At 48.1% G+C, this 15,730-nt stretch carries 13 protein-coding genes; all 13 read right to left on the bottom strand.

The genetic code is table 11. From position 1 onward, the window contains the following. Positions 1 to 61: 61 nt before the first annotated feature. A complete protein-coding gene (locus HMPREF1992_RS00520; protein ID WP_021683840.1) occupies positions 62 to 1,186 on the bottom strand; it encodes a DUF2800 domain-containing protein in 1,125 nt (374 codons plus the stop codon). Then, positions 1,176 to 1,436, bottom strand: a complete 261-nt coding sequence (locus tag HMPREF1992_RS00515) for a hypothetical protein (RefSeq protein WP_021683839.1) — start codon at positions 1,434 to 1,436, stop codon at positions 1,176 to 1,178. The genes HMPREF1992_RS00520 and HMPREF1992_RS00515 overlap by 11 nt, the downstream gene beginning before the upstream one ends. Continuing rightward, positions 1,366 to 1,551 carry a hypothetical protein gene (locus HMPREF1992_RS11380; protein WP_156023437.1) on the bottom strand — a complete coding sequence of 62 codons (186 nt, stop codon included), beginning with the start codon at positions 1,549 to 1,551 and terminating at the stop codon, positions 1,366 to 1,368. Before HMPREF1992_RS11380 ends, HMPREF1992_RS00515 begins: the two co-directional genes overlap by 71 nt. A gap of 130 nt (positions 1,552 to 1,681) precedes the next feature. Beyond that, on the bottom strand, positions 1,682 to 2,206 hold the full coding sequence (locus HMPREF1992_RS00510; RefSeq protein ID WP_006696293.1) for an RNA polymerase sigma factor: 525 nt from the start codon (positions 2,204 to 2,206) through the stop codon (positions 1,682 to 1,684). Positions 2,207 to 2,753: 547 nt separating this feature from the next. Then, positions 2,754 to 6,866 carry a type I restriction endonuclease subunit R gene (locus tag HMPREF1992_RS00505; protein WP_021683836.1) on the bottom strand — a complete coding sequence of 1,371 codons (4,113 nt, stop codon included), beginning with the start codon at positions 6,864 to 6,866 and terminating at the stop codon, positions 2,754 to 2,756. A gap of 12 nt (positions 6,867 to 6,878) precedes the next feature. Continuing rightward, positions 6,879 to 8,087 (bottom strand): restriction endonuclease subunit S, encoded by a 1,209-nt coding sequence (locus HMPREF1992_RS11375; RefSeq protein WP_037357751.1) that lies wholly within the window; start codon positions 8,085 to 8,087, stop codon positions 6,879 to 6,881. A gap of 2 nt (positions 8,088 to 8,089) precedes the next feature. After that, positions 8,090 to 10,243, bottom strand: a complete 2,154-nt coding sequence (locus HMPREF1992_RS00495) for an N-6 DNA methylase (RefSeq protein ID WP_231366938.1) — start codon at positions 10,241 to 10,243, stop codon at positions 8,090 to 8,092. Positions 10,244 to 10,471: 228 nt separating this feature from the next. Further along, positions 10,472 to 11,398, bottom strand: a complete 927-nt coding sequence (locus tag HMPREF1992_RS00490; RefSeq protein WP_037357748.1) for a DUF4268 domain-containing protein — start codon at positions 11,396 to 11,398, stop codon at positions 10,472 to 10,474. A 113-nt stretch (positions 11,399 to 11,511) separates the two neighbouring features. Continuing rightward, entirely contained in the window at positions 11,512 to 13,092 is a 1,581-nt protein-coding gene (locus HMPREF1992_RS00485; protein ID WP_021683832.1) for a recombinase family protein, read from the bottom strand. After that, positions 13,074 to 14,768, bottom strand: coding sequence for a recombinase family protein (locus HMPREF1992_RS00480; protein WP_231366936.1), 1,695 nt, complete (start codon positions 14,766 to 14,768; stop codon positions 13,074 to 13,076). Before HMPREF1992_RS00480 ends, HMPREF1992_RS00485 begins: the two co-directional genes overlap by 19 nt. Next, positions 14,716 to 15,063 (bottom strand): SHOCT domain-containing protein, encoded by a 348-nt coding sequence (locus tag HMPREF1992_RS11665; RefSeq protein WP_231366935.1) that lies wholly within the window; start codon positions 15,061 to 15,063, stop codon positions 14,716 to 14,718. Before HMPREF1992_RS11665 ends, HMPREF1992_RS00480 begins: the two co-directional genes overlap by 53 nt. After that, on the bottom strand, positions 15,056 to 15,481 hold the full coding sequence (locus HMPREF1992_RS11550; protein WP_021683830.1) for a hypothetical protein: 426 nt from the start codon (positions 15,479 to 15,481) through the stop codon (positions 15,056 to 15,058). The genes HMPREF1992_RS11665 and HMPREF1992_RS11550 overlap by 8 nt, the downstream gene beginning before the upstream one ends. A 133-nt stretch (positions 15,482 to 15,614) precedes the next feature. Then, positions 15,615 to 15,730: phage holin family protein (locus HMPREF1992_RS00470; RefSeq protein WP_021683829.1), on the bottom strand; the 116-nt coding region annotated here is incomplete at its 5' end.

The raw sequence follows: 15,730 nt of genomic DNA, 5'->3' as shown, positions 1-15,730 counted from the left end.
GTGTCTTGACACCCGTGATCACTTTTGTCGGATTCATAATTTTTGCCATGATGTGTTTTCCTCAACTTTCCTTAAAATCTTCTGCTGCGGTATTCATCACAGGCCGCTTGTCGCTCATCGGAGCGAGGGTTGGTTTTCCCTGCGGCTTGACAACGAAACCTCCGAGCAGTTCCTCAAACTTACTTTTTCCGAGCAGACCGGTCATCGCCGTAATCCCGAGCAGTTTCTGCTCATACGGCTCAAAACCCGCTTCTTTGACAATCTTGGCGACCGCCGCCTCGTCGGTGTATTTCCGATTCGAGCGACCTTCCACCAGTTTCCAGTCCGTCCACTGCTTTCCTTGGATTGCCCGCTGCAAGGCGTACTCCTTGATGTCGCTGACCCATGCGGCGATCATGTCCGCCTTTGCAAGCACCGCTTCCACCTCGGTATCTTCCAAGGTCGGCGGCATCTCGAAGTCATACTGGGCGAGTTCCAGATTGTACTCTGCCCGCTTACGGCAGGTCGCCTTGATTTTGCAGAACTGACAGTGCGTCCCTGCACAAAACTCGCCTTCTCCTGCGTGTGCCAGCTTTGCTGCAGGTACGAGACTGTCTTGTGCCCATGCCAAAAGGTCGGTTTTCGAGATGATGAACTCCGAGATGTTGGCGAGACGAGGTTGGAAGATCACCATCCGCACCTCGTCAATATCATACAAACCGTCGAACATCTGGATGCACCCAAGCGCGTAGCACATCATCTGCGGATTGTGGTCAGCACTGACCTCGATGCCTTTGCCATGCTTGTAGTCCACAATGCAGACGGCATTACCGGAGATAATGAGTGTATCGGCTGTACCGAAACCATCCGGCACGAACGCCGAGAAATCCACGCGCTGCTCGACCGACACCATTGTGTCCTTGCTTTCGGCACGGAACTGACCAACCAACTCCGTTACGAACTGGCAGTATGCCTCGGCGCACTCCTCCATCTCAGTGTCATAGGAGGCGAGATTCTTGGTCGGATCGCGTACCCGCTCACCCAGAGCCTTGCGAAGTTTGTACTCACAGAGCGTATGTGCGTCTGTCCCTTGTGCGGCATACTCACTTGGCGCATCAGACTTTTCCGCATTGAGCCGTGCCGACGGTGGACAGGCGATCCAACGTGCGGCAGAGGAGGCGGAAAGAACGGCATGCTTACGTGCCAATGCGCTCACCCTCCTTCAAGAGTGCCGAATACTGCTCCGGTGCAATGTCGCTGAGTTTGTTTGCGCCGAACTTTGCGATCAGCGACTTGACTGCGGCACTGTGCCCTGCGACGGAGAGTTTCGCGAGTACGGCGCGTACCTCCTCGAGTGTCAGTGTAGGCTCCTCCGACTCAGCCGTCTTAGAGAGCGTATCGGCGATACGGCTCAGCGTCGCGGCGCACGCCCGTAGTTCCTCGATGACCTTTTCCATGCGTCTTTCCCCCTTTGTCGGTCTGCGCGTGACGGATGATCTTCCCCGCCAGTCGCTTCGATACCACGCTGATTGCTGTCAGAAGACCAATCAGCTCTACGTCATGATTGCTCATGGGAGCGTCCTCCTTTCCGGGGAGCTTTTCCGCTCCCTCTACTACCCCACTGGACACTTTTGGGCAATATGGCCGAAAGTTTTTCAAAAAAATCTCCCGATGCCTGAAAACATCGGGAGATCCTTGTCAATCAGCGATAGTCCTTGAGCTTCTGAGCGAGCCTTTCCCGAAGCTGCGCCCACTGGTAAGCGAATGTGTTCCTCGGAATACCCATCTGTTTTGCCGCCTCACGCTCGGAAACGGTAGACACGAGTTCCAACATCCTGCGCTCACGAGCATCGAGCTGCGCAAGCTCTCGAAGGAGTGCAGAGAGCAGTTCCGCATCGGCAATGATGTCCTCCGGGAAGCCTGCGTCACCTGCGATGATATCAATCAATGCGATGTTCTCGTCCATTCCGGAGGGAGCATGCAGGTGAAACAGCAATGGATCCGGGACACGATAGCGGCAGCGGTCACAATCGCCATCGCATTTCCAGAGAAATTGTCGTGGACAGCAGCACGCGCCGCTCCGTTGAAGCCGTTTCCGCTTGCTGTTGATTTCCCGATAGGCTTTCATGTAGAAATCCCTCGAGACAGGGACGAGTGTCACCTTGTCGGCATTGACTGCGTCACGGACGGGAAAGCGAAGTGGAGTTTTTTTAACTTTTTTTGACATAAAATCGGACCTCCGTCCAACAACCGCCGAGGTTGTGAAGGGACGGAGATCCGCTGTTGATGCCGGCGGTCGTGCAAGATGCAGAAATACACCCGTTGCGGGAATAGACTCCCCGCCCCAGATTGCACCTGCCGTTCGCTGGCATGGCTTCCATATTCGGTTATGCCACCGCTTCCGTAGCGAACTGCCCTTAAATGCGCATGGGCAACACTTCCACGGTGACGGGCAGTTTAACGTCATGCCGGGGACAAGCAAATTTTTGTTTTATGTTCGTGTCCTTTCTGCCTTTTGTATGTGTAAAATGATCTCACATATGAAGTGTAGCATAGTAATAAATTTTGCCCGTTGAAGAAAGTTCAATAAGAATCTATCCCTATATGTGAATCTGAATCCAGTTGAATATGGAATTACCTATCACCTAAGATGTTTTCCGTTGGATAAAGTTCAATAAAAAATTTTTTGGTGAATATATCCCTAAAAAGACATAAAAAAAGACCAGAGATTCGATTAACAAATCTTTGGTCAAAAACAGTCAAACGGAGAATTTCTATTTCCGTTTTCTTGGCTTTGGATTTTTTATAAGATTACTATGTCCATCGGCTTTTAAGTCTTCCAGAATATCATCATAATCTGTTGCCCAACTAACTGTAAGAAGCTGATGATATATACTATTAGACTCGGGCGGCATGGACGGATTAACAGATAAATGTGCGCGACTTAACATTGCATCGCTGACAGCAAACGGAATATGGATCCCCAAGCAAGCCGATATTACATTCTCTATAGTGAGATTTTTCCCTTTCCACATATTTGCTGTGGTTTTGTTGTCTATTCCCGTGGTGCTATATAACATATTGGCACTACAGCCACATATTCTGCGGCTCATTAGTTCCCGTAGAGAAGGACCGAATTCCAGGCCATAAATTTCTTCAAGCATCCGCGTTTTAATTTCACTTACCAGACCATACCGCTTCAATACCCCCTCCATATTTGTTACCTTATCAGAATATCTAAATGTCTTGTCCGCATTTTCTGGCGGCAACTTTATATAATGCAATTCACCGTTTTCATCCGTAATAAATTGCAGGAAGTATTTGTCAGTATAACATTCGTTATCTCCCTTATCATCCTTGTCATCGCTGGCACGATTATATCTAGGTATATCGTTTGCTGCTATTTCATAATTGTCATCATAGATGTCGATTGAGTTGTCATTTCTGTCACCCCCAGTTGGTTTATTGATTTTCCCTTTTGCATAATCACTTAATCGAATATTTCCATCTGCGTCCCTTACAACATATTTCTCGTCAAAGAGACAAACTTTTCCTTCCACATAAACAAAGTTTCCCGATTTCATAAGATCGGATAAAACGGGGCTTTTCTTACACCATGAATTGAGCATTTGAGAACTGATTTTAATTACGGTCTTTTTTTCACTCAAGTCATCATCGCAATTATCATCACTGTTCCCATCCCCATCATCGGCGATCGATCCATTTTCCACTTTTGCCGTCGGCAAAAAATCCGATACATTCTCAAAAACATCATGTCCTTCGGTCAAGAGGAAATCGCGCAAATAATCATCCACACGGATTCTTAAATCCGGTTCTGCAATTTCTGCCCTGTCCACAATGGAAAAGAACCGCCTCGCTTTGAGCCAATCGACAGTCTTAAGCAAATCTTCAAAGCGACCAAAGGCATCAATATTACTTTCAGTCACCTTTGTACGAAGGAGATTTCTGAGTTTTTCCTCATCAATTCCAAGCCTACGAACGATGCGTGTTATCCGCTCATTCTCAGCAGATTCCTTGTAGTTGCTGATATATTCGAGAAAGGATTTTCCATCCGTAATGACAACATTTCCATTATGGAGATCGCGAAGGAAAAGATTCGCATATTTCTGCTCCTCCGCAGGCAATCTGGCAAAAGACTTGTGAAGTTCTTTCAATGTCTTTTCCATTTGTTTGGCATCTGCCTCATCCATCATTACCAGTTTTAAATATTTTGAGAAGCGAGAATTCATATAATCAGAGTCAATGGCATCCGTTGGAATCGCTATCAAATGGGTGTCGATGTCGAAGGGGACATCGTCGCCCCTCCCGCCACGGCCACCGGAACATAATTCTTTGTAGCGTTGCACCAAGGTCAAATATTCTTCTTCGGTAAAATTAACATCATATTGCCATTCGCCTTCATCCTTACCCAAGTATGATTGTTGTCCCCAGTGAAATCCTTGAATTGATGCTGCCTCCAAGTATGTATTGAATTCCTGAAACAACTTGGCAAATTTGGCACATTCGGCTTTTTCCTCTGGCAACGCAGCAAAATCAGCGATACCAGCCCCCTCAAACAAATCACGCATTTCATCGAATACGCGATTCATATTCTCCAGATTCTTGGGCAGCTTATCAACAAACAGCCCAATGGGTACATCACCGGAATATGCTTTGACGGCCTCTTCGATGTTGCGCGTCATCAAATACGGGCGTCTATAATATCGAATCACACCGAAAGGTTTGTCCTCGCCGAATAGGCGATTGGTGCGGGAAAATGCCTGTATCAGATTTTCGTACTCCATCAGCTTGTCCATATAGAGCGTGTTAATCCACTTGGAATCATAGCCGGTAAGCATCTGATTGACCACAATCAGAATATCAATCTGTTCTTCTTTTTTTATGTTGTTGTAAGGCTTCTTATGGGCAAGACGAAGCTGCACATCCTCCCTGAACTTGTCATAGGAAGGAATCGTAAATTCCGCTTTGTATCTCTTCCGATAATCTTCCAAAATCTCAACGATGCCGTCTTCCTTCTCCAACGTCCCGCCACCCTCATTATCAATATTGGGGTCAAATACGGCTGTGATGGCTAGTTCCGGCAACATGATCTTAGCCATGCGATAATATGCCACGGCCTCCGGGATGCTGTGGGTGGCAAAAATGGCATGAAATTTCCCGTTTTGGCTGAGGACTTTCCACTCCCTTTTTATATCCGTGAGCACGGCCTTTTTATGGACATCACGAGTATATTGGGAATTAGGAACAAGTTCCTCTATGCCCTTGATGTAGCGATTTCCTCTCTGGAATCCAAGCATGGGTACAAGCGACCGATTCATATATCGGTTATACACTTTCGCCTTACGCTTATCAGCCAAGGCTTCCTCCACGGTTGCGGCCTTAGCTTTATGTAGAGCTACGGAAAGCCTTAAATCACGGTCTTTGTACGTCAGCACCATATAGGGATCAAAGCCAAGCACATTTTTGTCCCGAATGCCGTCGGCCAAGGTATAGCGGTGCAGCTCATCACCAAAAATGGACGTGGTGGTGTTGTTTTTCTTGCTGTTCACCTCGTGAATAGGAGTGCCGGTGAAGCCGAAAATAATAGCATACTTGAACGTGTCCTTGATGTTCGTGAGCATTTCCCCGAAGGTGGAACGATGCGCTTCATCGATGATGATGACAATTTTCTTGGCAGCGATTTTTTCAAGATCGGCAGTTTTGATGCGCTCGTTGTCCTTGGTAATATTGCTGAGTTTTTGAATAGAGGTCACGATGAGGGAGTTTTCCGGAGCATCACTCTTCAGTTTCGACAACAGAACATCGCCGTCCTCCGTCCCCTGTACTTCGATACGGTTTCCAGCAAAATCTTTATAATCGTCCAACGACTGCTTGCCCAGTGCCTTTCTGTCCACCAAGAAGATGACTTTGTCGGCATCCTCGGAGCTGTTGATCAGCTGTGCCGACTTAAAACTGGTAAGGGTCTTGCCGGAGCCAGTGGTATGCCAAACATACCCGCCTAGTGGGTTGAGGTCGCGCCAGTCCTTTTTGGTCACCTTATCCGCAATTTTCGTAGCAGCGTAGTATTGGTAGCTACGCATGACCTTCAGCGTATTGTCCTTTTCGTCGGCAATAGTGTAAAAGCCGATAAGAGTGTGTGCCATCGGGATGTTCAAGAGGTGGGTGACCACATCTTTCCAATCGTTGAGAGGATTATTATATTTGTCAGCCCAATGGAAATAATAGGCTTTGTTGAAAGTCCCATCCGGACCGGGGTTGGCAAAATACACGGATTCCTTCGGCTGCATGGCTACAAAAACTTGAACCAAAGAGAAAATCCCCGTAAATACGCCTTCATGGGCATATTTCTCGATCTGATTATAGGCTTGGCTGACGGGAATGCCACTCCTCTTCAATTCCATGTGGATGACGGGCATTCCGTTAATGATAAGCATGAGATCTCCACGTCGGTCGGGAAGAATATCCGATTTTGTCTTAAATTGCGGCTGGCGAGCAATCTGATAACGGCTCCGCCCAAGAGCAATTTCGTTTTGGTCGTAGATATGGAGGCTGACCTCCTTACCGTAGTGTAGTGTGTCCTCCGGATTATCCCGGCGCACGGATACGCTTTTCCCGTTGATAAAATCATTAAGCCGCCACGGGGTACGCAGGTTATAGATTTGCTCCATAAGCTGCTGCATTTCGCCGTCTGTCAAAGGACAGTCATTGAGGGTATCTTGTTCGCGGTTATTTTGAAAGAGAATGTCCGCCCAGTTGCGGATAAGTGCCTCCTCTGTGGGATAATCAAGGGTCTTAGACTCCCATCCACGATCAACGAGGAGGCTGATGACTGCTGCTTCAAAGTCTTTTTCCTTGCTAAATTCCACGTCACTCTCTCCCTATATAAACATCTTCTGCACCAAGGCAGACTTCATCTGCTTCAGCTTTGCAATTTTCTGCGCTTGAGCGGTTATGGCGTTCTCTAATGTGTCAAAGTATTCGCCGATTTTCTGTTGCTCTTCCATGTGAGGGAAGGGAATCGGCATATCGAAAAACACATCATCTTTTATTGAGAAACGGTCATACCGTGCGCCGTTATCCCCATTATAGAACATATAGGTGTGCCAATATTGGCTCTTAAAGAACCACTCCAAATAGGCATAATCTATATCATGTGGTCTAAAAACCGTATAGAGAGGTGACATAATCCCTTTGCGTTTCAACTTATTTCTGTTAATAGGTCCAACTGGAGCATTAGTTGAGATTCTGGGATTATACACAAAGTCGTTCTCTGCCACGATATAGTAGCCATTGATATTATCGGCATTGGAAATATCGTGGTCAAAATAGTCCCGCTGGCTGATAATACCATACTCTGCGGAATTGGTAAAAGTCTCGGTATACTCCCGATAGTCGTTTCTCTCTATGACTTTTCTTGCGATATCTTTGAGCAGCGCATATCCCCACTCTTCCTCAAACTCCACGAACCGAATCTGAGGGACACTCTCCCCCTCTTGCAGAAACATCCTCTGTAGCATGGCTTTTTTGAAAGCGAGGAGTTTTTCGTATCGAATAGTGGCGATGTTGATGATGGAATCTAGCTGAGAGAAAATATTACCTATTTTTTTTTGTTCAGATTTAGACGTTATGGGTATATCGATAATTTTCATTCCATCAAGATCTATGCTTTTCCCATCTCTGATTCCATAGACATGAGAACTCAGCAATACATCAACAAAAAAACACGATCTAAAGAAAGGATAATAAAAATTAGTAACAGCATCGTCACTATGGAATGTATGGTATGCTGGACTTACAATGCCATCCGAATTAGATTTTTCAAGCCCACCTTCAAACGACCTCAGATGGACTATAAAGTCCCCTTCTTTAATTTTTTTATACCCAGATAAATTTTCTTTATCATATTGAATATTTCGATTTGATTCATCGCGTAAAACTGTTCCATGCCCTTGAACTATAGTCAAAGCAGGAAGTTCAGTATGGTTTTTCTCCGTGTATTCTTGGAAAACACTCCCAAAAGGTTTAAGGCTCCACTCACCATCAAACTCGCCGAACCGAATCTCCGGCACTTTTTTTCGAATATCCACGGTCACCCCTCCAAAAGTCGCCGAAACTCGTGTAATCCGTTCATGTCAAAGTCATTTCCCTTCATGCCGTCCATCATGCCGGAGAGCTTCTTCTCGGCAAAAGTGCGCCGTTCCTCCACCTCGGAAAATGTCACCTTGTATTTCTGAGTCAAGGCATTGATTTTCTTGACCAGTTCACCGATAATCACAACAGGCATGGCGTAAATATTGGTCACCAGCGGCTGAATCCATTTCAAATCCAAAAGATGCTTTGCCGTGTCACCGTCCAAATTCTCAATGGTCTCCTTGGTCTTAGCATGAAGCTCAGCAGACATTGCCTTAATTTCACGTTTTAATTCAGCTTCTTTTGCCATCGTTTTAAACACACGGAGCATCTTTGCCTCATAGGAGTCTTCCGGAAATTCAAAAGCCAGCTTAAGTGAAAGAATCCGGCTTTCCACAACCCTCTTACCGTATAATCCACTGGAGCCCATCTCCATAGACACCCAATCAACAGCCGAGGTGTTTTCGATATAGGCGAGCTTGTCCTTCTTTTTGTTCAGTTCCAGATATTTAACAAGAGCGATGGTTTCCTCGGTTTCCACTTCCTTCAAAATAGCGTTGCAAACAGCCTCAACTGTTTTTGAATTGAACGCGGTATTGCTGTCGTTTAGGATCTCTCCTCCTTTTTCATCCTCGCTAAGGGAATCGATAATCTCACTATAAACTGCGATAGTGTCTGCCAGTTCATCTTCTTTTTGCCGCAGATTCGCCAGTTCCAGAGGCATGAGTTCCTTCTGCACCAAAAGGAACGGCAAAATATGTCCCTTCCACCCTTTTTGTACTTCCACCTTGTCCTCATTCTCATTCTCTTTCTTCTTCAGCACCATATTGGGGTCTACCTGCATTACGGCAGAGAAGCCCTCCGTCTGAATCATTTCAAGATCGGGGGAGATAATCTGCCAAGCCTCATCCAAAATCTGATACACACGATAGCGATCTATCGCCTTGACATCGGTCAGACGTCCGAAAATATTGCCACAGATTTTTTCTTCTTCTTGCACAATGTTTATACGGCGCATTTTAGTGATAAGATCATCCTTGAGTATTTCCTCGAAGCCGTCAAATCTGGCGATATAGTCTGCTTTGTAGCGGATAGCTGCTTCATGACTTGTTGTGAAGTCCAGCACATTTTCACAAACCGTCTCCACATAATCCGAGGAAATCTCCCGGAAAAGGCTCTCCCTAAGTCCTGGCAAAGCCTCCCAATAACTCGATAAGGCATCAAGCTCCACTTTAGGAATGCCTCCAAACATAATGGCGTGTACATCCCAATTCTCTGCAGGCTCCGCCGAGGATACATAACGAGGAATATTCAGATTATAGCCGTTCTCCCGAATTTCTTCCTTGGACACACGCCGGGAAAAACGGTAAATTTCGGATCTGTCCCGCACCGTATCGGCAATACGTTTGATATCCGATGCCCGCAGTCGGTTGTTTTTATCAGCCTTCTCATATCCTTTGGAAGCATCGATGAACAGCACATCCGTTGACTCTCGCTTACGCTTCAGTATCATGACAATGGTGGCGATGCTGGTGCCAAAAAATATATTGGCAGGAAGGCCGATGATGACATCAATATTGTTTTTCTCGATGAGGTTTTTACGAATTTCCTCTTCCTCGTTGCCCCGGAACAGCACACCGTGTGGTAGAACGATGGCCATGATGCCGTCCTCTTCCAAGTGATAGAGATCATGAAGCAGGAACGCATAGTCCGCCTTTCCTGCCGGTGCAACTCCGTAGCTGGAAAAACGGGGATTACTTTTTTGGTTTTTATTGTCCCATTTCTGGGAGTATGGTGGATTTGACACTACGGCACTCACATGCAGCAAGCAGTAGGTGGCCGGGTCATCGTCCTCGAAGAAAGGCCAGTCCTCCTCCAAAGTATCACCGTTGCGGACATTGAGGCTTGCCGGCTCAATACCACGCATCACCAAATTCATGCGAGTCAAGTTATAGGTGTTTTCCTTCAGTTCCTGCGCATAGTATTCAACCCTGCTCGATTCCATTCGTTTGGAGACAGATCGACCAATGTTGATTAACAGTGATCCAGAACCGGAAGTTGGATCTATTGCCGTATCTAAATTGATACAATCTAACGAAACACCCAAACGCACATAACGATGCACACGCACACCGTGTGCAGATTTGCACCTCCCTCATAACGATGCCGTGTTCATCGTTACGGAATATGAGTTTCTGTATTTTCAGCATCTATGCGTACCGTATGCCTCATGAACCCGAGTTTTTCATGATTTATATTCGGAGCGTTCAGGTCATCATATTGAGGCTGCACCGTACAGGTTTCCACTCCTTACAATGAACCAGAACATCTCGTCGCCCCGTCATATGTATTTTTTGAATACTGCTTTCATTTTGAGCATGACATCGATCAGCCAGTCGAACTGTTCCGACCACTGACTGCGGTCTGAGAGGGACACGCTTTTCTCAAGAATGATACGGCTCGCCTTGCGCTCCGGCAGTTCCCGCCAATCAAAGGAGAGTCCGCATTCCTGCTCGATGGCATCCTTGTCCTGCAGCAGTGCGTGAAACATATCCTTATCTTCGTTAATATAAAGTTCCACGTCCAATTCGTCTCTTTTCTGTATCCGAGACACAACGAAATGGCAGGCAGACGATCCAATGCTGAAGTCCATCCAATGATCTGTAGAGGGCTTTCTGCGCTTGAAGTTTTTTGCGAACTGTGCATTCTGGAAAGCGTAGTCCTGAAATGCCACCCAGTACTCGTATCTCTGTTGCTGCGTCGCGCCGGTCATCTCGGTCTTCTTGACCTCTTTCGTCCAGTCATTCGGTTTTTCAACGACCTCAAACTTGACGGCGGGCGCGGAATCGCCGATCCGGTACAGCTTGATCTCGCAGAGGAAAAATCCAATTTTTTCATCCGTGTGGTAGTTCAACCATTCGATGGCCGCCTTGTGTTCCTCACGCGCACGCTTCACGACCCAGATAATGACATCTGCCGATTTGCCGGACGCATATGTGATGAGTTTGCCGAGATGATCGTGATCCGTATCACCCAGCTGATTCTCGATGATGATTTTCCGCTCCGTCCCGGTTTCTGAGGCAGAAAGATCCACATGAAAATCCCCGACCAACGACTCCGTTTCATCCACCGTAATATCAATCCCCACGGCATCGGCAAGAAGCGCGATGTTATCGTCCTCCGAAAGCCACGGCGTAAAATCCGCCGCCTCGTGCGGCCACACCGTCCGCAAGTCCTTGATTTCCTCGAGTATGCCCAAATTCGCCATTGCTATACTCCTCCCTGCATTGTCATTCTCTTTCCCAATTTTGACACAGGAGAGGAGTTTTTTCAATCCCAAATGAAAAAAGCACCCGACCGTAGCCGCGTGCCGTTCTCTTGTTATGCCTGTATTTCCGAACCGTCCCGGAAGGTGACCGTGATTGCCTTGTCTCTGCCCACCGTGATGAACTCGACCATGCCGCCCCAAAGGCTGCCGTCAAACTCGCTGATCGTGCCGTCCTGAGTCTTCAGCATCTTGATGAAGTCCGTTAGCCGCTCGCTCTGTGCTTCCTTTGCAGAGATGGCGGCTACGACCGCATCGTACCGCGTCTTTGCGTCATCATATCGTCGGACAATCCCGTCATAGCGTTTCCGGTATTCTTCCTGATCCTGCGCAACACGGGCATTCTCTGCCACGATGTTCTGCGTCATTTCCACAAGCAACGCCATTTCTTCCTCCAGTTTGCCCTTTTCTTCCTGCAGGGCATCTGTGACGCAGAGCGTTTTGCGGATGATCTCCGCATTGGCGATGATCTCTTTCTTCTCGGTGACCAGTTGATTGTACGCCGAAATGAACGCCGCCTTGACCTCTTCCTCCGTGACATGGGGCGTCTCGCACTTCTTACCGTTGTACTTGCGGTTGCAGCGATAAATGACCCTGCGGTAGCGGTCTGTGGAATGCCAGACCTTCGAGCCGTACCACCCGCCGCAGTCGGCACACTTTATCTTGTTGGAGAAGATACTCACGCCGCTATAACGTGAACCGCTCTTCGTACGCTTGGCAATTTCTGCCTGCACCATGTCGAACACCGCAGGGCTGATGATTGCTTCGTGGTTGCCCTCCACATAGTATTGTGGAATCTCCCCCTCGTTCTTTTTCATCTTTTTCTGTAGGAAGTCTACCGTAAACTCCTTCTGTAAAAGGGCATCGCCCTTGTACTTCTCGTTTGAGAGCATCCGGCGCACCGTCTGTTGGTTCCACACATCCTTGCCCGCAGGCGTCTTGATGCCACGGCTCGTCAGATTGGCAGCAATGGAATGCGGCGTCATGCCCTCAAGGAACAGGTGGAAAATGAGCCGCACCGTTTCTGCCTGCTCCGGATTGACCACGATCTTGCCCGTCTCCTTATCCTTATCCAGTCCGAGGAAGCGGCTGTAGGCAAAGCTGACCTTACCGTCCGCCATGCGCTTCCGCTGTCCCCAAGTGACGTTCTCGGAAATGGAGCGGCTCTCCTCCTGTGCAAGACTCGACATGATGGTGATGAGCAGCTCCCCCTTGGAATCCAGGGTCCAGATGTTTTCCTTCTCGAAAAAAATCTCTATGCCCTCGTCCTTCAGCTTTCGCACCGTGGTAAGGCTGTCTACCGTGTTCCTTGCGAAACGGCTTACGCTCTTGGTGACGATAAGGTCGATCTTCCCGGCAAGGGCATCTGCAATCATCGCCTTGAAGCCCTCGCGTTTTTTGGTGCTTGTCGCCGATATTCCTTCGTCCGTATATATGGCTACGAACTCCCAATCATCTCGGCTCTTAATGTAACTTGTGTAGTAATCGACCTGCGCCTCGTAGCTTGTGGACTGATCTTCATGGTCAGTGGAAACGCGGGCATATCCGGCAACGCGGCGTTTCTTCGTGCTGTTTATCGGTGTGGCCGTGTATCGGCTAATGGTAGCCGGTATCGCGGTTACTTTTCTTTGCGCCATGATCTCCCTCGCTCCTTCCGCAATTGCTTCATGTGTTCGCTCATCCGTTGTCGCACTTCCGGTGTGTAGCTGCCCTTGATGGATTTCTTGAACTTTTCCCTCTGCGCGTCCGTCCATCGTCTGCCTGCCCGTTTCGGCAGCTCCCATGTACTGCTGACTGCACTGCCGTCCTTGAAATGAAAAACAATCTCCGTTGCGGAAAGCACATCGATGTGGTCAATCTGCCTGTCGAACTCGGCATCGTCAAACGTGGCAATGCCGAGCACCTGTGCGATGAAGGGCTTCAGTAAGTCCTCACGCAATCCGACCGTTCCACATTCGTTCCGCTCGGCACAACGCCAGTAGTAGGCTTTCCCGCTTTCCGATGTGGAGGAGGGCTGCGTGGCTCTGCGGAAATTGCACCCGCACCCCGCGCACTTAATCTTGCCCGTCATGACGGAGGATCCTTTGCAGTTCGGTTTCTTCCTGCGCTTCTCGGAGGTCTTCGCTCTGTATTCTGCCGTCCAGCAATCCCGGTGTCCCGTGTTAGGACACTCCTTCGTAACAATACTGCCGTCCTTCAGATGGAACTCCAGCACATATCGCTCTGGCACATTGATGAAGTCCACCTTGTCGCTGAACGCACCCTCATCGAACTCATCCAAGCCGAGAACGGCGGCACAAGCCTTTTTCAGATTTTCGTGGTTGATGCTGCCACCGACAGGACACCTGCCGCCTTTTTTCTTGCGTGACCCGCAAGCCCAATACTCCGTATAACCTCTGTCCGTGCGTTTGCTGTGGGCATAGCTGATTCCGCAGAACGGGCATTTCAGTTTTCCCGAAAAGCAGGTGAGGTTCAGGCTCTTGTTCGCCCTCGGCCCCATCTCTTTTCGCCGCGCAATCTCCGACTGTACATAGTCGAAGGTCTCCTTGTCGATGATGGCTTCATGGCTGTTCTCCACCAGATATTGCGGAAGCTCTCCACAATTTTTGATTTGCCTGTGCGTCAGCGCATTTTCCGCATGGTATTTTTGCAAAAGCAAACAGCCCGTATAGTGGATGTTTGTAAGTACCACCTTGATGTTGGAATCCACCCAACGACATCCGGCTCTGGTGGTAATGCCCTCAGCGGCGAACTCCCGCTCTGTTTCAAGCCGAGACTTACCGTCAAGGAAGTTTTGAAAAATTCGCTTCACCACGGCGGCTTCATCGGGGATAACCACAAGGCGTTCTCCTTCCCAGCGATAGCCGTAAATGCGAAAGTGGCCGTTTGGTATTCCTTTTTCAAATCGCTTTCTCGTACCCCACTTCACATTGTTGGAAATACTGACGCTCTCTTCCTGTGCAAAACTGCCCAAGATGGACAAGAGCAATTCCCCATCGCCATTCATGGAGTTGATGTTTTCCTTCTCGAAGCGCACTTCTACACCGAGGTTTTTTAGGTGTCGTACCGTTTCCAATAAATCAACCGTATTGCGAGCAAAACGCTGGATAGATTTTGTGAGGATAATATCGATTTCTCCGTTGTCGGCGGCTTCAATCATGCGCTTGAAGCCCTCCCGCTTTTTGATACCAGTGCCTGATATGCCGTTGTCCGTAAATACGCCGGCGTAAACCCACTCGGGATTCTTTTGAATGAGCGCACTATAATAGCTGATCTGTGCCGACAAGGAATGGTTGAGTCTGTCCGTTTCCATCGAAACACGGGCATAAGCCGCCACTCGTTTTTTTGCCTTCAGAACCGCCACGGTCGGCGTTATACGTGTAATCTTTGGCATTTGTATCACCCTCACCATATATCACTGAAACGGAGCGTGAAGTCAACGCCATATCGGAAAATAATGTCCCTAAAATTGGTCTGTATTTTTCGAGAAAAATCTTATCTGCCGCACGGTATTCTTCCAATGATATAATGCCGTCTGAAAGCATTTTTCTGGCGATGTGCATGGTCGTCTGGTAAAGCTTTTCTTTCCGAAAATCTTCTTTACGCATCACTGACACCAACTTTGAAGCGGTCGGAAATATAACATTTGTGGCTGCAATACTTCCTGCGCCTGTCGCCATAAATTCGAAACACCTTGCCACAGTACAGGCATCGGAAATCATAGATCGCTTTGCGCTTTACCCGGTCAAGGTGCGCATTCCACCAGACATTTCTGCACTTATCACAGCAGAAGCGCCGTTTCTTCTGCTTGGCAATTTGATGAATCTCTCTGCCGCAGTTCTCGCACCTAGCTGTCTCGCCGCAGCATGGTGCAAGAGGTTCGACCACCGCATTCCCGTTGATGTCATGTCTGCGACAGAAAGACTTTATTGTGTTCAGCGATATGCCGAGCGTCTTGGCAATCTTACCGTAGCCGTTTCCGGATGCACGGAGTTTTATGATCTGCATTTTCTGATTTTCAGTCATAGCAATTCCTCTCCTTTGCGCGATAAGAGGGAGTATCCCCCTACTATCTACCGAAAAACTTAACCCCCTACAGCACGGCAAAAAAAATTGCCCGTGGAGGAAAGCCCATCCACGGGCAGAGCGTTATCCGTATTCATTTATCTCTGAGGCTGTGCATCATATCCTGCAATTTCTGCGGAACGGGAAGCCCCATTCGCGCTGCGTTCTCGATGATCGAGATTCCTTCATTCGAGATGTAGAAGAAGATCA

This window comes from Selenomonas sp. oral taxon 892 str. F0426 (assembly GCF_000468035.1).
GTDB lineage: Bacteria > Bacillota > Negativicutes > Selenomonadales > Selenomonadaceae > Centipeda.
Note: the sequence above shows the minus strand (reverse complement) of the source record. Positions and strands in the feature narration are given on the sequence as shown.